The organism is Paenibacillus sp. JL3B1040 (assembly GCF_057063165.1).
In genome coordinates this window covers 4,289,867-4,311,663 of record NZ_CM169317.1, presented here as the reverse complement: position 1 = coordinate 4,311,663, position 21,797 = coordinate 4,289,867, and the positions used below count along the sequence as shown (strand labels likewise).

Genomic DNA, 21,797 nt, shown 5'->3' with positions numbered 1-21,797 from the left:
TGAGTTCATGAAAAATATCTATCGATGGGGGGGAGTTTTGCTTTTCCTTTTGCTCGTTGCCGGTACTTGGCTTTTCGTAAAACAGCCAGAAGGGAAAGCAGCTCCTGCTTCAGTTTTTTATGTACCAAACGCTGGAGACGGAACCATCTCCGTTGTTGATTATGAACAAGGAAAAGCAGTGGACACGATTAAACTGGGAACAGACCAAGCTTCCCATGGTATTGCACTAAGCTTAGACCAAAAAGTACTTTACGCCGGCACCGGCTTTGACGGCAAAACGCTGATAGCGATCGATACGAAAACCAAAAAGAAAATAAAGGAACTTGCTTTTGACGAAGGCGTTCATGGCATCGATATAAGCCCGGACGGTCAAAACTTATACGTATCCCTTAATCCGGGGCTTGGTAAAACGGGCGGGAAATTAGCCATTGTGGATACGGCGAATCTCAATCTAAAATCCATGGTTGAGACGGGAGAAGGCCCGGCGCATGTGGCAGTTACTGCGGATGGTTCCCAAGTTTGGACAGCTAATGTGAATGATGATACGATTTCCATCGTAGACGCAACAACGGCAAAAGTCGTCAAAACCATCGCTGTCGGGAAAGTACCTAACGAGGTGGCGGTTATGCCGGATTCGCGATATGCTTTTGCTGCCAATGTAGAGTCGAATACGGTGTCTGTCATCGATATGAAAACCATGCAAGTGATCAAGGATATTGAAGCGGGAGAGGCTCCTCATGGGGTAACTGTCTCCCCAGACGGAAAAGAATTGTGGGTCAGCAATAACAAATCGAACGATGTCACAGTGATCAATACGGACAACTTTCGTGTTTTAGCGACGATTTCAACGGGTTCCTATGCAAATCACGTAGGCTTTTCACCTGATGGGGTATGGGCTTTTGTCTCAAATCGGCAATCGAACGATATCGTAAAGATCAACCGAGAAGACAGAAAGGTCGTAGCCATAATTCCGGTAGGTTCCGAACCGCATGAAATATCGCTGGAAGATATCATTGTTCCTGTCCAAGCTTCGAACGTAACCGCCCCTGACATTAGTCCGGATCCATCCGTTCAGGAGGGAACGCTTGGCTCGGCTCAAATCACGGTGCAAAGGTTAAAGGCAACTGACCTTGGGAATGATCCGAATTTTACGGATATCAAAGCGGAGGATTTTCAACAAAATGATATCTATGGAATTTCATTAGCTGCTCATTCTGGCGATATTTCTGATTTGTTAAATGAGCAGAGGATTAGCCTGCAAGGCTTAAATGGTAAATATGTGTCTCCTTCTCGGTTGGTTTCCGTAAGCAACGACTCACACCATCCTTTTTATTTGGCCTGGTTTCCAAAAACAGAGCAAGCCTCTCAGGTCGAAATGAAAATTGACGGACCCAATGGAGAAACGGTTTCTTTATCCTGGAGTGAGTAACTGAATCGAGAAATATAGTGAGCACGCTCACTATATTTTTTGGGGATAAATATAAAAATGAGAATAAATAAATTTAGGGGGATAAATAACATGAAAAGAAACTGGATGATAACGCTCTCTGTAGCGGTTTTAGCCATTGGTATTACTGCCTGTGGTACTGCACAACAGAATAACAATGCTGCACAACAGAATAACAATGCTGCACAACCAAATCAAACCACGAATAACTCTGAAAACAAAGCTGAAGCCCCAATTTCACAAAATGTTGCGCCGGCGTTTTTTTACACTGCCGATGAAGGGGGAAGTGTTACTAAGATAGATGCAACTTCAAATCAAGTCCTGCAGACCATTAAGGTTGAAGGGGCCGTTCATAATGTCCAGGTCTCTCCCGACGGGAAATTGGTAGGAGCTACGGTTGTTCCATCAATGTCGGACATGGAAGGAATGTCGGAGGCGGAAGATCAAGAGGGCGGACATGGCGAAGATGGCGATCATGAAATGAGCGGTTATGCCTATTTTTATGACACGGTTTCAGACGAACTCGTCAAGAAAGTCGAAGTAGGTATCCACCCGGCTCATCTCGTTTTTACGATGGATGGGAAAAATGTTCTGGTTACCAATAATGAAGGAAATAATGTAACGGTACTGGATGCCAAGACGTTTCAAACGGTGGGAACGATTCCAGCAGGAAAAGGCCCTCATGGTTTTAGAGTGTCGGCGGACAGTAAATTTGCCTATGTGGCAAATATGAGCGAAGACACCGTTAGTGTGTTGAACTTGCAGACCATGGTTGAGGAGAAAAAGATCAAGGTCGGTAGCACGCCTGTAACGACTGGCGTAACGAGTGACGGTAAAACCCTGGTCGTTCCTTTAAACGCAGAGAATGCAGCCGTAATTGTGGACTTAGCTACCGAGAAAATGATCAAAGTACCTGTCGGTAACGGTCCTGCGCAGGTGTATATTCCATCCGACAACAAGTATGCGATTATTGCGAATCAAGGTACCGAACAAAATCCATCAAATAGTATCTCGAAAATTGACCTGGCTACAAATCAGGTCATTGCCACGATCGAGACGGGCAAAGGGGCGCATGGCGTGGTAGTGAGCCCGGATAACAGTAAAATATATGTGACAAACATGTTCGATAACACTGTAACCGTGATCGACAATGAAACCAATAAAGTGATTACAACGATTAAAGTAGGCACAACGCCAAATGGAATTAGTGTTACTCCATAATAATAAGGGGATAGTGACGTGAGAGTAATTTTATTTGAAATCGGGGGATTCTCCCTTAGATCCTATGGCGTCGTAGTGGGTTTGGCTGTATTGCTTGCCGTGGGCATGGCGTATTATTTAGCTAGAGGGACGCAATATCAAAAACATATCTTTAATCTGGTGTTCTATGTACTTCTTGGTGCCATTCTAGGAGCCAGAATATGGCATGTGTTCTTTTTTCAATGGGGATACTACTCGAACCATTTATCTGAGATTTTTGCCATCTGGAATGGCGGAATCGCCATACAGGGAGCATTGGTTGGCGGATTCCTGACAACGGCTGTTTATACCTGGAAAAATAAAATTTCGTTTTGGGAACTCGCCGATATTGTGGCTCCTGCCATCATATTAGGTCAGGCCGTAGGCCGGATTGCCTGCTTCCTAAATGGTGATGCGTTTGGAGCTCCGACTGGGACAGGCTTTGGGGTTGTTTACCCTGAAGGTACCATCGCTTTTGAACGGTATGGTTCCGTTCCGCTATGGCCGGCCGAAGTTTGGGAGGGTCAGCTCGATTTGATCGTATTTGGAGTTCTCATAGCCATGAAGAATATCAAGCTTCCCGTAGGGGTGCTGTTTTTAAGTTATAATATGATGTATGCACTGGTCCGGTTTTCTTTGGAATTCCTTCGTGGGGATTCACCACGGTACGCCTTGGATTGGACTGCCGGACAATGGACCAGTATGAGTATCTTCCTGATCTCTATGGCCTTGATGGTGTATTTCTTCTTTAAGCGCAACCAAGAGACAAAGGTAATCACTATGTAAAAATGAGTCAATCGGTAAAGGCGGGTGGCGGCGTGCCAAAACTACAGGTTCTTGTTGTAGATGATGAATGGAATATGCGCAATCTCTTGCGGATTTATTTAACGCGAGAAGGGTTCGAGGTCAAGGAAGCTACAAACGGCAATGAAGCCTTGGAAATGGCGGCTAACCATCATTTCGACATTATTCTGCTGGACCTTATGCTGCCGGATATGGACGGGTGGCAAGTATGCAAAAAGATCCGGGAGAAGGATCATGTAGCTATTTTGATGCTCACCGCGCGTTCGGAGACGAAAGATAAAGTGTACGGGCTTGGCATCGGCGCGGACGATTATTTGACCAAGCCATTTGAACCTGAGGAATTGCTTGCCCGGGTCTATTCCTTAATCCGCCGTTCGGCGATTACACAATCCATCAGGCGGCAAGAGGCTGCGTTAGAGTTTCCCCATCTGAGAATATTACCGGAAGGTAGAGAAGTTATTATCCATGACCATTCCGTTGAATTCACACAGAAAGAGTTTGATTTATTCATCTCGCTCGCGAAAAGCGAACAACGTGCGTTCAGCCGCGAAGAGTTGGTGAATCTAATCTGGGGAGACGAATACGAGGGAGAAGTTCGCGTCGTAGATACTCATATCAAAAATATTCGGGAAAAGACTCAAAAGGCAGGGCTTGGCTATAATCCGATTCAAACGGTGTGGGGAGTAGGGTATAAGTTCAACGGAGCGGGTACTTCCAATGAGAAGGAATAAAATTGGCTTCAGGCTTGGTTTGATGATTCTCGTCGCTTTTGTTGTCGTGATTCTCTCTTTAGGATTGACGATTGATCGAATGTTCACGAATTTCTATAACTCGGAAATGAGAACAGAGGTAAATGAACTCACGACTCACTTCACAGCGATGAGCCAATCGCCTGAGATGTTGTCCGAAGAGACGCTGCTCAAGTTTGCCGATTTTTCAAACGTCAGTATTTTATTTGTTTCTGAACAAGGAGACATATTGGCAAATTCCGGAACCTATGAAATATCGGACCGAACATTCATTAAACCCAAGGACCTGAAGCTTCTTTTTACCGGGAAAGCCGTAAAGCTTGAACATACCGATGCTAATGGAGAACGTTACTTCGTGGCGGCCAGACCCGTATTGGATGCCACGGGGGTAAATATTAAAGCCGCGGTTTATGTCCTTTCTTCAACCGGGCATATGGATGAATCCATCACGGCCGTTCGTAGCGTATTGGTACTGTCAGGCCTAGGGGCATTTCTACTGGCACTGGGAATCACCTGGATCATCGCCAAAATCCTATCCCGACCCATGCTGCAAATGCAAGCGGCAACCCGGAAAATTGCCGCGGGTGAGCTGGAAACTCGATTAACGATTCAGCGAGATGATGAAATTGGTGTTTTGGCGGATTCCATCAATCATCTGGCCATCGAGCTACAGCGATATAGGGATACCCGGCAGGAATTTTTTGCGAATATATCTCATGAGCTGCGAACTCCGATCACGTACTTGGAAGGATATGCACAAGTCCTCAAGAAGCGTCTATATGAAACAGAGGAGGAGAAGGATAAATATTTAGATATTATTCATGAAGAGGCCATGCGTTTACAGCACCTCGTTGATGATCTATTCGATTTGGCTAAGATGGAAGAAGGAAAAGTCAGCCTGTCGCTGGAGTGGATTGACTTAGCGGAAATTACGGATAACGCGGTTCAAAAAATTAAGCTTAAAGCCGGCGAGAAGAACTTATCTCTCCAAACGAAGATCAACAGCAACATTCCATTGATTTACGGTGACGGTTTGAGAACGGAGCAGGTTCTTCTTAACTTGTTGGAAAATGCTGTACGCTATACGGAGAAGGGCAGCATCGTCGTTGAACTGGACCAAAACCGCTCCTTTATTTATATAGCAGTGGAAGATACCGGTATGGGTATCCCTGAGGATGAGATTCCGTACATCTTTGACCGTTTTTATCGTGTGGAGAAGTCCCGCTCACGGCAATATGGTGGTACAGGGCTCGGTTTGCCAATCGCTAAAAAGTTGGTGGAGCTGCAAGGCGGGGAACTCAAGGTCTTTAGTAAGTTAGGCCACGGAACTAGGTTTGAGATCCGCTTTGTGCCTGAACACCAGGAGGAACGAATATGAAGAAGGCGGATTGGGTTATAGTCATTGTTCTCATAACTATGGGGCTGGCATGTTTAATCGTATCGGCTTTCTCATTCCGTGGCATGTCATTTACTCAGATGGGACTTTCCATCGGGCAGGCTTGCTTATCGATGATTGTGATAGCTACGATCTTTGGTATCGTATATTGGTTCACGCAAAGAAACAAACCTTAACTCCTATCGGTTCCCTAAGTTCAAATCCGAGGTGAAAATATTGAATAAGGTCCAAACCGAAAAAATAAAAAGGCGATACAATCGCGTAGCCCCTCTGTTCCACAAAATGGACAGTAAAATGATGAAAACTTGGAGAAGCAGCTTATTATCAGGATTAAGCGGCAATATTCTGGAGGTTGGCATTGGTACGGGAGCTAATCTTCCCTACTATCCTTCTTCCGTTTCATTAACGGGAATAGATTTTAGTCCCAGTATGCTGAATTACGCCAAGCTAAGCGCTGAAGAACTCGGCATGAAGGTAGATTTGATTGAAATGGATGCAGAGCACATGGATTTTGCGGACCATACCTTTGATTATGTAATAGCTACCTGCGTGTTTTGCTCTGTTCCAGACCCTATACAAGGGATGAAAGAAATGGCTCGTGTATGTAAGCCGGAAGGACAAATTCGTTTATTGGAGCATATGCGTAGCGATAACCCGGTTGTGGGAAAAATCATGGATCTGCTTAATCCAATCACTGTGAGGTTGTCTGGGGCGAACATCAATCGAAGAACGATGGAAAATGTGGAAAAAGCGGGACTCGCTATTGAACAAAACGAGCAGTTGTTTTCTACAATCGTCAGAAGTCTAACCTTAAATACAATGGTTTGATCTTTATAACTTCTTCACAATGTATAAATTAGTTCTTCATATTTATCGTTTATATTATATTCAAAAGGAGGAGATACTAATGAAAAAACTATGGATTGGAATCGCAACGATGGCTTTGGTTATGGGAATTGGAACGGCAGGTGTCTATGCGGCTACAGCCGAAAACGGTACCGAAGACAGTGGTAAAGTAAATAACCAAAGCACCTTTGAACAAATGTTGCCGCATGCCAAACAAATGCACCCGGATCTTTCCGAGGAACAAATTCGGGAGATGTATAATAGCTGCCATGGTGGCAGTGGCTCAGGTGCGAAAGGTATGATGAACAATACTCAGATGGGCAGCAATATGATGAACTTCTAATCACGAATTTAGACAGGCCTCGCGAGTTACGTGAGGTCTTGTCTTATTTAATGAAAGGATTTGTATGGAACGGACAAAAATTTTAATTATCGATGATGAGCCAAGCCTTCTACACGTCATTAAAGCCTACCTGGAGAAACAGGATTATCTGGTTTACGAAACAGATTCGGGGTATGGGGCGCTTCGGCTTTTTGAAAATCTCCAGCCTGACTTAGTCATCTTGGACTTAATGCTTCCGGACCTTTCGGGTGAGGATGTCTGCAAAACGATTCGAAAGAAATCGGATATACCTATCCTCATGTTGACCGCAAAAAGCAGTGAAGATGACCTTGTTCACGGTCTATTGATAGGAGCTGATGACTATCTTGTCAAGCCGTTCAGCCCTCGGGAACTGATGGCCAGAGTGATCAGCTTGCTAAGAAGATCGAAGTCCGCCGGATATACGACTCAGGAAAAAAAGATTTCTTTCGGTGGGAACCGCCTCTCCATCGATTCAGAACGGCATGAAGTAATAGTTAAAGGCGAAACCGTCCAGCTTACCCCCATTGAATTCAAATTGCTTGAAACTTTAGCCAAACATCCTAAAAGAGCATTTACCCGTTTCGAACTGGTTAATCTGATCCAAGGTGATGATTTTGAAGGCATGGAACGCACGATCGATGTCCATATCAAGAACATCCGCCAAAAAATCGGTGATGATCCGAAAAATCCATCGTTTATTATTACGGTCTATGGGGTGGGTTATAAATTTCAGGGGGTACCCGATGAATAGCGGAGGACTGCGTAAAAGACTGTTAATTTCGCATCTAGGCGTAAGCCTCGGTTCACTGCTGCTCATCATGGTCATCGTTTATCTCGTCATGTCTTTCTCATTTGGAAGGTATACGCAAACCCAGCAGCAGGCAGAGGCAGATACGATTGTTGAAGATTTGGAAGGATCCTATGATGAAAGTTCAAGGGGATGGTCTGAGGATTCTTTAATGTCTATCTCCCATCAAGCTATGCTCCGGAACTATAACGTGAGCATTTATAACGCCGGAGGCAATTTGATCTGGGATACGAAATCCATGGGGAGAATGATGCATGCCTCTACACTGACTGAAAAAGGTACTATAAATACGAAAGTAATAACGCGAGAGATTACAAAGAATCATGTGAAGATTGGCAGGATCGAAATTGAGGGACTTGCAAGCAATTTTGAAATACAAAACCGACAGTTTTTGAACCTGTTTAACACGTTACTTTGGGTGGCGTTTATTTTAGCCATTGCCGGTGTAACGATATTTAGCGTAATTATGTCAAATAGCCTAAGCAGGCCTTTATTACGCATTAAACAAATAGCTACTCAAATGAAGGAAGGGAACTTGTCTTCCCGTGTTGTACTGGCGCATCGTCAAACGGAAATCGAGGAGGTGGGACTCGCTTTAAACCATCTAGCGGATGCACTGGAGCAACAAGATCAGTTGCGCAAAAATTTAACGGCCGATATCGCCCATGAATTACGCACACCGCTGGCCACGATCCAAAGCCATATTGAAGCTTTTCAAGATGGTGTATGGGAAGCAACGCCCGATAAATTGGAGGTTTGTCATGGGCAAGTTATCCGGTTAGTAAAGCTTATTCATGATTTGGAGAACTTGTCAGCGGTCGAAAATCCGATGCTCAAGCTAAAACAAGAACCGGTTAGACTGCTTGAGGTAATCAGAGAATCCGAAAAAACGGTAAAAGCTCAGTTCAGCGAGAAACCGATCGATCTCATCATTCAGGAAGAAACTCCTGTTGTTATCACCGGCGATGCTGGACGACTGATTCAAGTTTTTGTGAACCTGTTGAATAACGCTTATAAATTTACTGGCGAAGGTTCAATTTATGTTAGAATTTTTGAAGCTGCAGATCAAGTGAACGTAACCGTTTCGGATACGGGTTCGGGCATAGCGTCCGATGAGCTGCCACATATTTTCGAGCGTTTCTATCGTGGAGATAAATCGCGGAATCGCAAAACAGGCGGTGCCGGAATCGGTTTGGCTATCGTAAAGGCCATCGTAGAAGCGCACGGCGGCAGTATTCATGTCGAGAGTAAAATCAATCAAGGCACCAGGTTTACATTACACTTTCCAAAAAAGTTAAAATAAAAGATGAATTGTCTCTTAAAAGAGAAACTCATCTTTAAATTCCACTTTTTTCATAAGAATTGTTGCTAATGAGAAGACAAAAGATTAGCTTTTGTCAAGACTTCGAATAAACGTCGTGACATTGCCTAAACAACAAGAACCTTGAGGATTATTAACCTCACATCCACAACGATTTGCCTGAACTTGTTCCCGTATACGGTCAATTGGTTGCTGGTTTTCTTTAACCGCTTGTACTATACGTTCTCTTGTCCACCCAAAACAGTAGCAAACAGGAACAGCCATTGAATCGTCTTTTTGATATACCGAAACTTTTAGCATATCTCTTTCAAAGGTCTGCAATTCGCAAAAATATATAACTTCACAAGATGAATTAATACAAAAAAAGTAATCACATTCTGGATGGATGATTTCTAATGCAATTGGTTGAAGCATAGCCTTGAGTGTAATCAATTGAATACCCTTCCCCTTTTGATGACATACGGGGCATTGAGTAGGTATTGTCGACTGGTCAGTGGATGATTGACAACAACTATCCATTTTTTTTATCACTCCTTATGTAAATTTGATGGGGTGTTCAGGTAGGACCCTTTTAATTCATTTTAATTTGTCGAATCATGAACGCTGGCACCTTTTGTTTTTAAGGTTGTCACCCATCCCACGGTTAATGGTTGAATTTCAACCTCATCACCAGGGGAGAAACAGGCGAAGTTTTGCATATTATGGATGTTAACAACCGTTACTGTTTTTTTATTCTCCAATTCGATTTGATTATGGCATCTGCTAATTCCAGTTTCGTCTGCTTCGCAATCCGTATCTGTTTTAACGGTGCCCTTCAATAAAGTATCCACATTACCCTCGAGTAATTGAGTAATGTACCGTTTTTCTTTACCGTTATTTTGCCAATCATAAGTTTTTTCATCAAAGGAAAAGGAATTTGAATTATTAGAAGATCTATTCGTAAAAATGCTGCCAACTCCTAAAACAACAATAATGATGAATAACGATCCTACTGCCCAAACCGTCTTTTTTCTCAATATCAAGCACTCCCCGTTTATAGATCAGCTTATTTTACATAAGCATCGATCTCGTTTTCGGCATTATTTTTTTCTGATCCATCGACCTCTATAAACATTCGTAATGGCAAACAAATGATGGCTTCTTTGGGTTTGGAAATCAGTCCGAAAGTGAAGCAAATCTTCTGCGGACAATCGGATTCGATGACTTCAATGCCTTTGTCATGGATCTTCAGGATATCATAACCTCTTTCTGTTTTCACTTCGATAATTTGGGGTTCATCAGTAAGCTTCACCGTCTTGAAGATCTTATTATCCACTCTAATCGTCGCGTAATAATCCTCGTTCATGTTCGTTACGGCATCATTTGTAAGCCATCTGGCTCCCAATATAAATGTGGCCAGTAGTATAATGCAAACAATTAAGATTAAATCACCCTTTTTAAGCTTATGGTTCATCAGCTTATGGTTCATCTGTTGGTCATCCCCAAAATAATATCTCTTTAAATTGTATCTGAAAAATATGTGTTTTCTTTGTAGAAATGATGTGATATCCTGAACAATTTCTAATCATCGAATTTCTGAATAAAAAAACTACACTGGAGCATAATACCTCATGTATTTCAACTAATTGGAATGGAAGGTGAAAAGTTACAAATGTCTCACGAACAGTTTCAACATTGCATCGATGAGTGTCTGCGCTGCATGGTGGCATGTAACCATTGTTACACATCCTGTTTAGAAGAAGACAATATCGGGATGATGAAAGAATGTATACGATTGGATCGGGAGTGTGCTGATATTTGCGCCTTCTCTGCGCAAGCGATGTCCATGAACAGTTCTTATGCGAAACAGATCTGTAAGATCTGTGCGGATGTTTGTGAAGCATGCGGAAACGAATGCAAAAAGCATGGTCCAGAACATTGCCAACAATGTGCCGAAGCATGTTTTAGATGTGCCGAAGCATGCCGTAAAATGGCCGCATAATCATCAAACCCTAAAACCCGTTTCTGTCGGGCTTTAGGGTTTGATCTGTCTGGAATGTTATTCGAATTACATGATAAAAAAATCTGCAGCCAGAAAAAGACAAATCGTCGTAAACATCCAAATGGGGTTAGATAGAAGGAACGATTTTTTGTTAAGATCTCCAGGGGCTATTTCACCTTGTAACAAAATAAAGACTAGGAACAGGATTGCGATTGTAAACAAAGCAATAATATTCAACATGGTATGGGTTGAAGATGGAGGGATCATAACCAAAAGCATTGTTCCCATCATTCCACCCATGACTCCGGATAATAATCCGTCTATCACCGCCATAAGACCTTTTGGCCATCCAATAAATGTACCAGTAAGGCCACCTGCTAACATACTAAGCAAAGTTGTTTTGAAAAAGTCCTCTGCAATTATGACTGTCAGAAGGCTGCCCATTCCCAAACCGACAGACATTCCCACAGCCATCGCCGTCATCATGCCTGCCATACTACTTAACTGAGTTCGAAAAGAAATAATAAATAAATATACCCATGCCGTTAGAAGAAAAAACAATGCAATTATTGGGAAGAAGATCAATGCTTATACCCCCTAGGTCTATATTATACTTCATGAATATGGCTTGTTCCGTTAGAATATGCGCTTCACTTATATAATTGCAATAAATAGGGGGAGGGAGTATATTATTTATAATAATGTGGAGGTGAGCAATATGAATTCGGCGACAAATATTATGAATCAAGCAACGGAGAATGACAATAAAGATTGTTGCTCAAATACAGATCGAAAAAGTCATCATTCAGAGGGTACAAAAAACGATTTAACCAACCGTTTGAATCGGATCGAAGGTCAGATTAGAGGAATAAAAGGAATGATTGATCGGGATACCTATTGTGATGATGTACTAAACCAAATCGCTTCGGTACAATCTGCTCTAAACGGTGTTGCAAAATTGTTATTAGAGCATCATATGAAGAGTTGTGTTATTGAGCGGATCCAGGAGGGAGATACTAATGTAGTGAAGGAACTTATGGTGACAGTGAACAAATTAATGAAGTGATGAGTTGGTTGAAGAATAAATCTAACTGAATAAAATAATGGCAATTGATCACACTGTAATCGTATCTATTTCACGAGGAGTATTGATCGATGTATCGATTACAACCACGAACAATTGTCCAAGATATGACGGAAGTTTTTTTCTCTTCCTTAGCAATGATTATCTCGAGATATTTCTTTCCCGATTCTTTTCTGTCATTTTGGATTATAATTATGTTTTTTTAATTATTTCTTTAGCTACATTAGGGATAGGCGTTGGTGGTTACCTGGCTTATAAATGGAATGAACGATTTCTTGAAATGAACACTTCGATTTTGGGGATATTTTCAGTTTCAATGATACTCGTGGTTTTGGCCATGTATGCATTACCATATCGGGGCATTGTTTTTTATGCATTATGCGCCATATTGCCTTTTATTTTAGGTGGGCTTATTCTGGCTGGCACCATGCAATCCAGCAAGAATCAGGTCCATATTTTATATTTTGTTGATTTAGTTGCTGCAGGAATAGGATCTGCGGGAGCCATATTCTTGATGAATGCAATTAACCCTATTCAAACTATAGTTCTAATAACATTTGTATTGATTCTTGTTTATTTAGTTGTAAGCTATCGTAAAACAGGAAGATGGTCAAAGCTCGTTTACACTATCGTTTTGATGGGGCTCGGCCTTAATTTGGTGTATCCCTTTTTGGACCTCATCGAATTTAAAGCATATCGAACCAGTCCATTTACCGTTTTTTCAAAGAGACCGGATGCAGAAATTGTTTATACACATTGGGATGCGTTTTCCAGAACGGATGTTTACGACACTAAAGATGAACTGCTTTATATGACGATTGATGGAAGTGCGTTGTCACCAATTTCTAAGTATTCCAAAGAACTCAAAGAAGTGGACTACTTACTAACTACAACCGGTGCACTTGCATTTCAGCATGGTCCTAAGAGAAGTGTATTGATTATCGGGGCAGGAGGAGGTCAGGAAGTATTGACTGCTCAAATATCCGGCTTTCAAGAAATCGATGCAGTCGATATTAATAAGGGGAGTTTTGATGCGGTTCATGCTCTAGCAGGGCTTTCAGGTGATATTTTTCGTCAAAACGGCGTTAAGGAGATTATTTCTGATGGGCGAAGCTACATAAAAGAAACCACCAAAAAATATGACCTCATTTATTTATCTCTGGTTAAAAAGCAATCCGAAAATGGGCTTGGTCTGGCTTTAACTGAAAACTTCATCTATACGCAAGAAGCATTAAAGGATTATATGAATAGACTGAATAGCGATGGCAGACTTGCCTTCTTGCTTCATGATGACACGGAATTGAATAAAATGATGTATGCTGCGCGGAAATATTATCAGGGGCAGGGTATGTATGAAAAATCTTTTAAAAACTATATTGCTGTGGTGGGAACTTACCAGCATTTAGGCCATGTTCTTGTTGGCATGAAAGGGCCTGTCATAAATCGGCCGTTACTTATACTCCAGAAACAGCCTATGGATAGAGAAATGGGTCAGTCGCTATTGGATTCAACTTTACATATTCAACAAATTCCGATTCATATCCCTTATGTAAACGATCAATACGGGACACTACAAGCATTATTTAACACACAACATGTCAACGTGAATTCTAATCGGGACAACAGGCCCTTCTTTTATAATAAAACTAATCACTTCCCTATGGGACTTGTCGTTGCGATTATGATTGCCACATTAGTGGCAGCGTTTTTACTGCGTAGACGGGTATTATCTTCGGGACAAGCCATTTATTTTTCCGGTATTGCTATTGGGTTTATGTTACTTGAAGTTACATTTATCCAAAAACTAAGCTTGCCATTAGGCCATCCAACTCGATCCTTTGTCACTGTTCTAGGAGTTCTTTTGGTAGCCGGCGGAATAGGAAGTTATTGCTCAAAGCGAGGGAAAACCATTTATAGACGGTATTCCCCATTATTAATCATTGGATTTTTAGCTTTATTGGCAAACACGCTGGTTGGTTAATCGATCATTCTTTGGAAATCCCGGAAACTTACCGCATGTTCATAATTGTCGTACTGCTTTTCCCGCTAGGTTTCTTTATGGGGATGCCTTTTCCCCATGGACTTTCTCATTTGAAACGTGAACAAGTTGCAATGAGTTGGGGGGTTAATGGAGTCATGACCGTAGTCGGCTCATTACTTGCCGCAGCGGTATCACTAACCTTTGGGTTTACAGTCACCATATGGATAGGAGCAGCCATATATATCCTTTTGTTCATATTCCAGCCTACAGTAAAGTCGGTATAACAACTTTACACAGTCTTGGCGATTTTTCCCAATATACTCAAATCTGAACCGAACATGCACATTGCATCACAATTCTGACGTAGTTCAGAAAAAAAGATATAAGAAATCGGGAAATGCACTCCTTGTTGGAAAGATGGTCTTAATAGTTGGGCCTTTATTTCCTTTTCCCTTTTTTCAGGGGCAACAAGATATAGGCGGCTTTCATGACTTGTTATAGATATGGAGAGGTCATGTAGTCTAAGAATTCCGGAATAAATTGATGTACTTTTCTCCACTTCAAACGCACTTACTATTTGATTTCTTTCATTTATCCATAAGACATCGATAAGGGAGATCGTTTGTGCCGTTTGTTTTGGCATAGCGGGCAGATCCAATATAGGGATCGAAAATTCACCAAGCTTTATACCATTCCACTCCCTTTTATGATCATTTTGAGCAATCCAAACTTTATAACCCAATGCCGAACCAACTTTAGCTAAATGTGCTTGCATTTCAGAATGTTCATTTTCTTCTAGGATGTTCTGAACTACTTCTTGGTGTCTTTTAGTCCAATTATCGTTTTGGGCATTCTCCAAAGATGCAACAAATTTTACGGCATCCTGCTCAAAAATGTAACGACCAGAGCCAATTTCAAACAAAAGACCACTAATAGCTCCCAAATCCTTAGAAAAATGTATTCGGTATTTCTCATTTATTGAGATAATAGTCTCCCTCATTTGCAAATAAGCACTCCAGGATCCTAACTTTATTTTCATGTCAAAAAGAGTGTTAAACCCATTAACAATGGCAGTATTAAATGGAGGGAAGAGAGCGGGGTGCAAGAAATAAAGGATATTAGCTACAGCAGGACCAAGTCCTTTAATTTGAAGTTGATCAAGTTTCACAATCTCCTGAAGAATTTGTCTTTCATTGGTGGCTGAAATGCAAGCTTTCAAAAAACGCCCGAATGCTAACTGATTATTTTCATTTTCATAAATGTCGGGTATACGAAGTTTTGGTTTCCAATAAAAAGCATGGGCTGCTCCAGTAAATACTTGTTTTTGCTCAGAAATTGCTGTAATAACTGTTTCTAAAAGCGAGCCTTTAAAATCATTTCCGAAAGTTCTATTCTCTATGGCGTTAATCACTTCGAATAACCCATTTCTAATCGTGCGAAATGCTTTTAATCTTTCTTCATTATTCAGAAACCATATTTGGTAAACGGATTCTTTATCTTGCTTATATTCATTAGCTAATTTTGTAATCAATTCTTTCATAACACCCTCCGATGGTAATACAAACTTCTCCCATTATACTTCTCCTCTTCAAAAGTGGGCAATACTAAGGAATGTCGATAAAAGGAACACCAACAAAATCAAAATAATGCATTGACATAGGGTACCCCTGTAGGGTATATTTTGATTAAGCAAGTTACTTGAAAAAAACGAGGTGGGTCGGACATGGCAAGCAAACAGGTTTCTTTGCAGATCTCAGGTATGACATGTGCTGCTTGTGCTACAAGGATTGAAAAAGGATTAAACAAAGTGAACGGTGTCGAATCGGCTAATGTCAATTTAGCATTAGAGAAAGCAACGATACATTTTGATTCGGATAAAACCGACGTTGAGGCTTTTGAAAAAAAAATTTCTGATCTTGGATATGGCACTGTGAAGTCTGCGGCTGATTTCCAAATTGGGGGAATGACATGCGCTGCATGTGCTACACGAATCGAAAAGGGGCTTAATAAGCTACCGGGAGTAACGAAGGCTAACGTAAATTTGGCCATGGAATCGGCTCACGTGGAATACACACCATCCGAGGTTACAGTGGAGGATATGATCCAACGGGTACAGAAGTTGGGTTATCAGGCCACGCCGAAAAGCGAATCAAAGCAAGAGGACCATAGGGCCAAGGCGATCCGGAAACAAAAAGTGAAACTAATTATCTCCGCAGCACTTTCCTTGCCTTTGCTATGGGCAATGATCGCGCATTTCCAATGGACTTCCTCTATGTGGATTCCAGGGTTTCTTTTAAACCCTTGGGTTCAATTGGTATTAGCCGCTCCTGTGCAATTTTGGATCGGGAAAGAGTTTTATACGGGAGCGTATAAAGCGCTTAGAAATAAAAGTGCTAACATGGATGTTCTAATTGCCCTTGGCACATCAGCGGCTTATTTCTATAGCGTATATAAGACCTTTGAATGGCAGTTTATGGGGGGGCATCATGGAACGGCTGAGCTTTATTTTGAAACAAGTTCCGTCCTCATCACTTTGGTCATCCTGGGTAAATTGTTTGAAATGCTTGCCAAGGGGCGTACTTCTGAAGCGATTAAAACTCTAATGGGATTACAGGCCAAGACGGCTTTGGTTATACGTGACGGTCAAGAAGTATCTCTTCCCGTAGAGCAGGTCATCGTAGGCGACTTGATCGTTGTCAAACCGGGGGAGAAGGTGCCGGTTGATGGAGTAGTTGTTGAAGGCACTTCGTCGGTTGACGAGTCCATGATCACGGGTGAAAGCATACCGGTTGAGAAAAATCCCGGTGAAGGCGTCATTGGAGCCACAATCAATAAAAATGGTTCTTTGAAGATTAAGGCCACCAAGGTTGGCAAAGAAACTGCCCTGGCTCAAATTATTAAGGTGGTTGAAGAAGCCCAAGGCTCGAAGGCGCCTATTCAAAGAGTGGCCGACCGGATTTCAGGCGTGTTCGTGCCAATCGTCGTAGCTATTGCTGTAGTAACGTTTCTAGTATGGTATTTCTTTGTAGCGCCAGGCAATTTTGCGGAGGCGCTGGAAAAATTGATTGCCGTTCTTGTAATCGCCTGCCCTTGCGCCCTCGGGTTGGCGACGCCAACCTCGATTATGGCCGGCTCCGGACGCGCCGCTGAGGCGGGGATATTATTCAAAGGGGGTGAACATTTAGAATCGACGCATAAAATTAATGCCATTATTCTGGATAAAACAGGAACGGTTACAAAAGGGAAACCTGAGCTTACGGATGTTATAACAGACGCATTAAACGAAGATGAGTTCTTGCGTTTGGTTGCGGCTGCCGAGAAAAAGTCGGAGCATCCGCTGGCCGAAGCTATCGTAAACGGTGCAGTTTCCAAAGGAATCAACATTCCGGAAACAGAGCAATTTGAAGCGATACCCGGACATGGAATTCGTGCCATTGTAGATGGCCGCGAGCTGCTGGTTGGAACCCGAAAACTTTTAGCTTCTCGGAATATCGCTTATGCTGAGGCGATTTCCAATATGGAGGACCTGGAGACGGGAGGAAAGACGGCAATGCTGGTAGCCATTGATGGTGCCTATGCTGGGCTGGTTGCGGTTGCCGATACAATTAAAGAAACCTCAAAAGCAGCTGTCTCGAGATTAAAACAACTGGGTATTGAAGTTGTCATGATTACAGGGGATAACCAAAGAACGGCTAACGCCATCGCCAAAGAAGTAGGTATTGAACACGTATTAGCGGAGGTTTTGCCTGAAGGTAAGGCAGAAGAAGTCAAGAAGCTGCAAGCTCAAGGCAAAAAAGTGGCGATGGTAGGTGACGGCATTAATGATGCCCCTGCTCTTGCTACTGCGGACATAGGTATGGCTATTGGTACAGGTACCGATGTGGCCATGGAAGCAGCGGATGTTACCTTAATGCGGGGAGATCTAAACAGCATTCCGGATGCGATCTATATGAGTCGTAAAACCATGAGCAATATTAGACAAAACTTCTTTTGGGCCTTGGCTTATAACTCGTTGGGAATTCCGATTGCGGCTCTGGGGTTCTTAGCCCCATGGCTTGCGGGGGCAGCGATGGCCTTTAGTTCTGTATCCGTCGTGCTTAATTCGCTTCGTCTGCAAAGAGTAAAATTATAAAAAGTGAATTCAAAAACGAAATCAAAATATGGAGGTAACAAACATGAAAGCAAATTTAATCGTTGAAGGTATGCACTGTGGAGGCTGCGCTAAAAAGGTGGAAACATCAGTAGAGAATGTTGGTGCATCGTGTGAAGTTGATTTAGCTTCCAAATCCGTTGCAGTTGAGTTCGACGATAATAAAGTTTCTTTGGATGAGATTAAAGAAGCCATTAACAAGACAGGCTATAAAGTAAATTAAATGATTAGTTCAATATTTCTTTGAATGCCAGTTACGAACAAGCACTCAATTGAGTGCTTGTTTTTTGCGGTAGTGATATCATGGTAGGTTGGCTTGAGCCGAAATTACTTCTTATTTATTTCTCAGGTTAATCTCATAACAAACTTATCTTTGTTGATTATAATAACTGGCATAAAGATGAAATTTTTGAAAGCGGGGAACTCCATGAGCATTTATCAATGGGGAGGTACTTTATTAATTCTACTGTTTATTGTCGGGAGTATCGGTTTCTTATTTAGGAAAAAAAAGAAACACCACATTATTCTCAGCCCATCAGGTTATCAAGAAGTAAAGATCCGCGTGAATGGAAAGTACATGCCGAATACGATTGTTGTACAACGTGGTAAACCTGTCCGCATGGAATTTATCAGGGAGGAAAAGACGGCTTATTCAGAATTGGTCATGTTCCCTCATTATCATAAAAGTATCGTGCTGCCGTACGGACAAAAGGCCATAGTTGAGCTGTTTCCTAATGAAGCAGGGAGCTACCGGTTTACTAGCCAAATGGGAAGGTACCAAGGGACAATGGTTGTTCGAGACACAACAGAAAAGTATAAATAAAAACCTTCGGCCTACAATAAATAATGCAGGCAGTCATGGGGCAGTGGAGAGGTGAAACGTTAGTGGGTGCCAAAATTCTTATAATAGATGACGATAAGACGATATCCACCATGATTCGAAGGGGATTTACATATGAAGGATACGAGGTCACTGTTGCGAACGGAGGGAAAGAAGGCCTTAATTTGGTGCTGGAAGATGAGCCGGATTTAATCATTCTGGATATCATGATGCCTGATCTTGATGGGTTGGAAGTTTGCAAAAGGTTACGGAAAGATGCGGGCATTCCAATTCTTATGGTTACCGGTATGGATTCCATTGCAGATCGGGTCCATGGCCTTGAGACAGGCGCTGACGATTATTTGGTTAAACCTTTTGCGTTTGAAGAGTTAGTTGCAAGGGTTAAAGCTTTGTTACGGCGACTTGATCATCAGAAGAAGGAAGACGAAAAACTGATCTTTTCTGATCTGGTACTCGATCTTTCAACGCGTCAGGCATTTCGAGGATCGCGTACGATTGAATTTTCCACAACCGAGTTTAATCTCCTCTGTTTTTTCATGAAACATCCTCAGCAAGTTTTGACCCGGGAGCTGCTTATGGAAAGAGTATGGGGATTCGATTTTCGAGGGGAGTCAAACGTTTTGGAGGTATATGTAGGCTATTTGCGGAGTAAGCTGGAAGCGCAGAATGAACCTCGCCTTATTCATACTGTCAGAGGCGCCGGTTATGTATTGAGGGAATAATGCGATGCCGATAAGAATGCGCTTAACCCTCTGGAGTACCCTTATTTTTGGAATATTGTTGATCGGAATTACATCATCCATCTTTTTTATGCATCACGCTTCATATTATAGAGACCAGGATCGTTTGCTTACCAGTGTGTCCTTGCATATTCGGGAGGAACTGGAGAAAGGATTAGTTGAAGGAACCCCTTTAACCGAAGCGAATTTTTCCTTCGAGGAGTTTTCTTTAAATGGCGTTTATGTCATCGTTAGGGACCGAACAGGAAAAAATATTGCGAAGAGCGCCAATCCTTATCGAGCTCCAGATACTCCATTCACGGATTTCAACAAGACGCAAGATCGTTTGCTAACTTATACAGATCAAGAAAATAATCGTTTCCGTGTGATGGTGACGCCGATACGCTATCGGCAAAATATTGTCGGCTATATACAAGCTGAGGTTTCTCTACAGCAAGTTGATGCCTCCTTGGTACGTTTGGGGTGGTCAATCTTTGGCGTAACGTTTACAGGATTACTTCTGGCAGCCATCGCCAGTTGGTTCATGGCCCGCAAATCATTAAGTGGAGTAGAGATCATTAGCCAAACGGCGCAGGCTATAACGGAATCACAAAGTTTTAACCAAAGGGTTGTATATTCGGGGGCCAAAGATGAGTTAGGCCACCTGGCGGAAACTTTTAATGAAATGTTAGATAGTTTGGAAAAAGCGTTTGTCGGCCAACGTAGATTTATTTCTTACGCATCGCATGAGCTTAGGGCTCCTTTGACAGCGATACGCGGAAATTTGGATATTCTGCAGAAGAATGCGAATATTCCTTCAGAAGAAAAAGCCGATATTTTGAGCGACGTATCTAAAGAAGCTAAACGGATGTCAAAGCTTGTAGGCGATTTGCTATCTCTGGCTCGGGCGGATGCCGGACATGAGATTCAAAAAAGAATCGTTGATGTATCCAATATTTTAAAGGAATTGGAATCACGAATTCTATCCTCGAATCCTAAAGTGGAAATCACTTTTAAATATCAACCCTCAGTAATGACTTGGGGCAATGAAGATCTCCTCAAACAATTGATCCTTATATTACTTGAAAATGCGATAAGATATACGCCGGAAAGCGGGCAAATTACCCTATCGATTTTTCAGGATTCAGATTATTGTGGTGTTGAGATTGACGATACAGGTATTGGGATCGAGCCGGATGATATCCCCCATATATTTGACCGCTTTTACCGAAGCAAACCGGCAAGAATGTACACATCCGAAGGTACAGGCTTGGGCTTAGCACTTGCGAAGAGTATCGTTGATATCCATGATGGTTCTATCAAGGTGACAAGCTCACCAGGCCAAGGAAGTCTATTCAAAGTCTGTTTACCCAAAATCATAACTTGAAAGTAACTAATGCTCTATCTGTATTTTGGATAGAGCATTAGTTCGTGAGAAAATTCTTATCAAATTCTAAGGATAATCTCAGGGTTATCTTAGTTATTTCTAGTAATCTATTGCTAGAAAGTAAAAAGATATGAAAATTCATTAAGGAGTGAGAAAAAATGAGCAAAAGTTCGGATACTTTGGCCTTGGGGAAAGGACTACCTGGAACGACAACCAGCTTTCTATTTACACGATTACTCCATCAAATCCGGCTGCGCGAACGACAACCGCGAAATTTGGGTTCGATCGGTTCTTTCACTCCCAGTGAAATCCATGTCATTCAAACTATCGGTACTGGCAGAGGAATGATTATGGGACAATTAGCTAACCGAATTGGTGTAACGAATGGAGCTATTACTCAGATCATTGATCGAATGGAGAACAAAGGTTTAGTTCAGCGTTTCCTAATGCGTGGTTCTAATAAGGTGACTGTAATTTTAACCGATAAAGGAGAATCAGTATATTTTGCCAATGAGGAATTTTTTGTTAAGCCATTTGACCAATGGATTCGAGATGAGCTTAATGAAAATGAGCTTAAGTCGTTTGAAAAGGGCGTAAAAAAGCTAATAGAATTTTTGAATGAGTAGCTTCAATAATAAGTTATTTCTTCGTACTTTCTACATTCTTTCTCTATATTTCTT

General features: G+C 42.0%; 24 protein-coding genes. 19 read left to right on the top strand and 5 right to left on the bottom strand.

The genetic code is table 11. From position 1 onward, the window contains the following. The first annotated feature begins 7 nt into the window (after positions 1-7). From ACZF99_RS19465 to ACZF99_RS19420, 10 genes are all read left to right on the top strand, one after another. Complete coding sequence (locus ACZF99_RS19465; protein ID WP_323077428.1) at positions 8-1,429, top strand: YncE family protein; 1,422 nt, start codon at positions 8-10, stop codon at positions 1,427-1,429. Between the two features lie 105 nt (positions 1,430-1,534). Then, the gene (locus tag ACZF99_RS19460) at positions 1,535-2,668 is read left to right on the top strand and encodes a YVTN family beta-propeller repeat protein (RefSeq protein WP_009224858.1); all 1,134 of its coding nucleotides are present in this window, start codon (positions 1,535-1,537) and stop codon (positions 2,666-2,668) included. Between the two features lie 18 nt (positions 2,669-2,686). After that, positions 2,687-3,472 (top strand): prolipoprotein diacylglyceryl transferase, encoded by a 786-nt coding sequence (gene lgt / locus ACZF99_RS19455; RefSeq protein WP_009224859.1) that lies wholly within the window; start codon positions 2,687-2,689, stop codon positions 3,470-3,472. Between the two features lie 2 nt (positions 3,473-3,474). Then, positions 3,475-4,221, top strand: a complete 747-nt coding sequence (locus ACZF99_RS19450; RefSeq protein WP_009224860.1) for a response regulator transcription factor — start codon at positions 3,475-3,477, stop codon at positions 4,219-4,221. After that, a complete protein-coding gene (locus ACZF99_RS19445; RefSeq protein ID WP_009224861.1) occupies positions 4,208-5,617 on the top strand; it encodes a sensor histidine kinase in 1,410 nt (469 codons plus the stop codon). The genes ACZF99_RS19450 and ACZF99_RS19445 overlap by 14 nt, the downstream gene beginning before the upstream one ends. After that, positions 5,614-5,811 carry a hypothetical protein gene (locus tag ACZF99_RS19440; RefSeq protein WP_036644990.1) on the top strand — a complete coding sequence of 66 codons (198 nt, stop codon included), beginning with the start codon at positions 5,614-5,616 and terminating at the stop codon, positions 5,809-5,811. Before ACZF99_RS19445 ends, ACZF99_RS19440 begins: the two co-directional genes overlap by 4 nt. A gap of 106 nt (positions 5,812-5,917) precedes the next feature. Then, positions 5,918-6,463: a class I SAM-dependent methyltransferase gene (locus ACZF99_RS19435; RefSeq protein WP_308193141.1), complete on the top strand. Its 546-nt coding sequence runs from the start codon at positions 5,918-5,920 to the stop codon at positions 6,461-6,463. A gap of 79 nt (positions 6,464-6,542) precedes the next feature. Further along, positions 6,543-6,824: an FAD/FMN-containing dehydrogenase gene (locus ACZF99_RS19430; protein ID WP_323077425.1), complete on the top strand. Its 282-nt coding sequence runs from the start codon at positions 6,543-6,545 to the stop codon at positions 6,822-6,824. 64 nt (positions 6,825-6,888) lie between these two features. Beyond that, complete coding sequence (locus ACZF99_RS19425) at positions 6,889-7,596, top strand: response regulator transcription factor (RefSeq protein ID WP_127575661.1); 708 nt, start codon at positions 6,889-6,891, stop codon at positions 7,594-7,596. Continuing rightward, positions 7,589-8,956, top strand: a complete 1,368-nt coding sequence (locus tag ACZF99_RS19420; RefSeq protein WP_127575660.1) for a sensor histidine kinase — start codon at positions 7,589-7,591, stop codon at positions 8,954-8,956. Before ACZF99_RS19425 ends, ACZF99_RS19420 begins: the two co-directional genes overlap by 8 nt. Positions 8,957-9,040: 84 nt before the next feature. Here the strand turns inward: ACZF99_RS19420 and ACZF99_RS19415 are convergent, their stop codons facing one another. From ACZF99_RS19415 to ACZF99_RS19405, 3 genes are all read right to left on the bottom strand, one after another. Continuing rightward, entirely contained in the window at positions 9,041-9,493 is a 453-nt protein-coding gene (locus tag ACZF99_RS19415) for a putative iron-sulfur cluster-binding metallochaperone (protein WP_127575659.1), read from the bottom strand. Between the two features lie 62 nt (positions 9,494-9,555). Continuing rightward, a complete protein-coding gene (locus ACZF99_RS19410) occupies positions 9,556-9,990 on the bottom strand; it encodes a hypothetical protein (protein ID WP_172200683.1) in 435 nt (144 codons plus the stop codon). 29 nt (positions 9,991-10,019) lie between these two features. Beyond that, a complete protein-coding gene (locus ACZF99_RS19405; RefSeq protein WP_127575657.1) occupies positions 10,020-10,442 on the bottom strand; it encodes a NusG domain II-containing protein in 423 nt (140 codons plus the stop codon). A 183-nt stretch (positions 10,443-10,625) separates the two neighbouring features. Here ACZF99_RS19405 and ACZF99_RS19400 point away from each other — a divergent pair, with 183 nt between their 5' ends. Next, positions 10,626-10,955 (top strand): four-helix bundle copper-binding protein, encoded by a 330-nt coding sequence (locus ACZF99_RS19400; protein WP_127575656.1) that lies wholly within the window; start codon positions 10,626-10,628, stop codon positions 10,953-10,955. A gap of 66 nt (positions 10,956-11,021) precedes the next feature. Here ACZF99_RS19400 and ACZF99_RS19395 read toward each other — a convergent pair whose 3' ends face one another. Further along, positions 11,022-11,540, bottom strand: a complete 519-nt coding sequence (locus tag ACZF99_RS19395; RefSeq protein ID WP_323077424.1) for a hypothetical protein — start codon at positions 11,538-11,540, stop codon at positions 11,022-11,024. Positions 11,541-11,694: 154 nt separating this feature from the next. On the opposite strand from ACZF99_RS19395, the gene ACZF99_RS19390 reads away from it, so the two are divergent. Together ACZF99_RS19390 and ACZF99_RS19385 are read left to right on the top strand one after the other, a co-directional pair. Then, positions 11,695-12,021 carry a metal-sensitive transcriptional regulator gene (locus ACZF99_RS19390; protein ID WP_127575697.1) on the top strand — a complete coding sequence of 109 codons (327 nt, stop codon included), beginning with the start codon at positions 11,695-11,697 and terminating at the stop codon, positions 12,019-12,021. 37 nt (positions 12,022-12,058) lie between these two features. Continuing rightward, entirely contained in the window at positions 12,059-14,020 is a 1,962-nt protein-coding gene (locus ACZF99_RS19385; RefSeq protein ID WP_483606651.1) for a spermine/spermidine synthase domain-containing protein, read from the top strand. Positions 14,021-14,309: 289 nt separating this feature from the next. Here ACZF99_RS19385 and ACZF99_RS19380 read toward each other — a convergent pair whose 3' ends face one another. Beyond that, positions 14,310-15,560 carry a hypothetical protein gene (locus tag ACZF99_RS19380; protein ID WP_323077422.1) on the bottom strand — a complete coding sequence of 417 codons (1,251 nt, stop codon included), beginning with the start codon at positions 15,558-15,560 and terminating at the stop codon, positions 14,310-14,312. Positions 15,561-15,743: 183 nt separating this feature from the next. Here ACZF99_RS19380 and ACZF99_RS19375 point away from each other — a divergent pair, with 183 nt between their 5' ends. From ACZF99_RS19375 to ACZF99_RS19350, 6 genes are all read left to right on the top strand, one after another. Then, entirely contained in the window at positions 15,744-18,152 is a 2,409-nt protein-coding gene (locus ACZF99_RS19375) for a heavy metal translocating P-type ATPase (RefSeq protein WP_240267646.1), read from the top strand. A gap of 43 nt (positions 18,153-18,195) precedes the next feature. Next, positions 18,196-18,393 carry a heavy-metal-associated domain-containing protein gene (locus tag ACZF99_RS19370; RefSeq protein WP_036644998.1) on the top strand — a complete coding sequence of 66 codons (198 nt, stop codon included), beginning with the start codon at positions 18,196-18,198 and terminating at the stop codon, positions 18,391-18,393. A 204-nt stretch (positions 18,394-18,597) separates the two neighbouring features. Continuing rightward, complete coding sequence (locus tag ACZF99_RS19365) at positions 18,598-18,993, top strand: cupredoxin domain-containing protein (protein WP_240267645.1); 396 nt, start codon at positions 18,598-18,600, stop codon at positions 18,991-18,993. A 62-nt stretch (positions 18,994-19,055) separates the two neighbouring features. Then, on the top strand, positions 19,056-19,733 hold the full coding sequence (locus ACZF99_RS19360; RefSeq protein ID WP_323077419.1) for a response regulator transcription factor: 678 nt from the start codon (positions 19,056-19,058) through the stop codon (positions 19,731-19,733). Between the two features lie 4 nt (positions 19,734-19,737). Then, complete coding sequence (locus tag ACZF99_RS19355; protein ID WP_178020418.1) at positions 19,738-21,117, top strand: sensor histidine kinase; 1,380 nt, start codon at positions 19,738-19,740, stop codon at positions 21,115-21,117. A gap of 158 nt (positions 21,118-21,275) precedes the next feature. Continuing rightward, positions 21,276-21,743, top strand: coding sequence for a MarR family winged helix-turn-helix transcriptional regulator (locus ACZF99_RS19350; protein WP_127575648.1), 468 nt, complete (start codon positions 21,276-21,278; stop codon positions 21,741-21,743). The last annotated feature ends 54 nt before the right edge of the window (positions 21,744-21,797 follow it).

Excerpts from the sequence above, each read along its gene's own strand:
- ACZF99_RS19465 (WP_323077428.1), top strand. The coding sequence starts at position 8 with ATGAAAAATATCTATCGATGGGGGGGAGTTTTGCTTTTCCTTTTGCTC.
- ACZF99_RS19460 (WP_009224858.1), top strand. The coding sequence starts at position 1,535 with ATGATAACGCTCTCTGTAGCGGTTTTAGCCATTGGTATTACTGCCTGT.
- ACZF99_RS19450 (WP_009224860.1), top strand. The coding sequence starts at position 3,475 with ATGAGTCAATCGGTAAAGGCGGGTGGCGGCGTGCCAAAACTACAGGTT.
- ACZF99_RS19445 (WP_009224861.1), top strand. The coding sequence starts at position 4,208 with ATGAGAAGGAATAAAATTGGCTTCAGGCTTGGTTTGATGATTCTCGTC.
- ACZF99_RS19440 (WP_036644990.1), top strand. The coding sequence starts at position 5,614 with ATGAAGAAGGCGGATTGGGTTATAGTCATTGTTCTCATAACTATGGGG.
- ACZF99_RS19435 (WP_308193141.1), top strand. The coding sequence starts at position 5,918 with ATGGACAGTAAAATGATGAAAACTTGGAGAAGCAGCTTATTATCAGGA.
- ACZF99_RS19430 (WP_323077425.1), top strand. The coding sequence starts at position 6,543 with ATGAAAAAACTATGGATTGGAATCGCAACGATGGCTTTGGTTATGGGA.
- ACZF99_RS19425 (WP_127575661.1), top strand. The coding sequence starts at position 6,889 with ATGGAACGGACAAAAATTTTAATTATCGATGATGAGCCAAGCCTTCTA.
- ACZF99_RS19420 (WP_127575660.1), top strand. The coding sequence starts at position 7,589 with ATGAATAGCGGAGGACTGCGTAAAAGACTGTTAATTTCGCATCTAGGC.
- ACZF99_RS19415 (WP_127575659.1), bottom strand. The coding sequence starts at position 9,493 with ATGGATAGTTGTTGTCAATCATCCACTGACCAGTCGACAATACCTACT.
- ACZF99_RS19405 (WP_127575657.1), bottom strand. The coding sequence starts at position 10,442 with ATGAACCATAAGCTGATGAACCATAAGCTTAAAAAGGGTGATTTAATC.
- ACZF99_RS19400 (WP_127575656.1), top strand. The coding sequence starts at position 10,626 with ATGTCTCACGAACAGTTTCAACATTGCATCGATGAGTGTCTGCGCTGC.
- ACZF99_RS19390 (WP_127575697.1), top strand. The coding sequence starts at position 11,695 with ATGAATCAAGCAACGGAGAATGACAATAAAGATTGTTGCTCAAATACA.
- ACZF99_RS19385 (WP_483606651.1), top strand. The coding sequence starts at position 12,059 with ATGGCAATTGATCACACTGTAATCGTATCTATTTCACGAGGAGTATTG.
- ACZF99_RS19380 (WP_323077422.1), bottom strand. The coding sequence starts at position 15,560 with ATGAAAGAATTGATTACAAAATTAGCTAATGAATATAAGCAAGATAAA.
- ACZF99_RS19375 (WP_240267646.1), top strand. The coding sequence starts at position 15,744 with ATGGCAAGCAAACAGGTTTCTTTGCAGATCTCAGGTATGACATGTGCT.
- ACZF99_RS19370 (WP_036644998.1), top strand. The coding sequence starts at position 18,196 with ATGAAAGCAAATTTAATCGTTGAAGGTATGCACTGTGGAGGCTGCGCT.
- ACZF99_RS19365 (WP_240267645.1), top strand. The coding sequence starts at position 18,598 with ATGAGCATTTATCAATGGGGAGGTACTTTATTAATTCTACTGTTTATT.
- ACZF99_RS19355 (WP_178020418.1), top strand. The coding sequence starts at position 19,738 with ATGCCGATAAGAATGCGCTTAACCCTCTGGAGTACCCTTATTTTTGGA.
- ACZF99_RS19350 (WP_127575648.1), top strand. The coding sequence starts at position 21,276 with ATGAGCAAAAGTTCGGATACTTTGGCCTTGGGGAAAGGACTACCTGGA.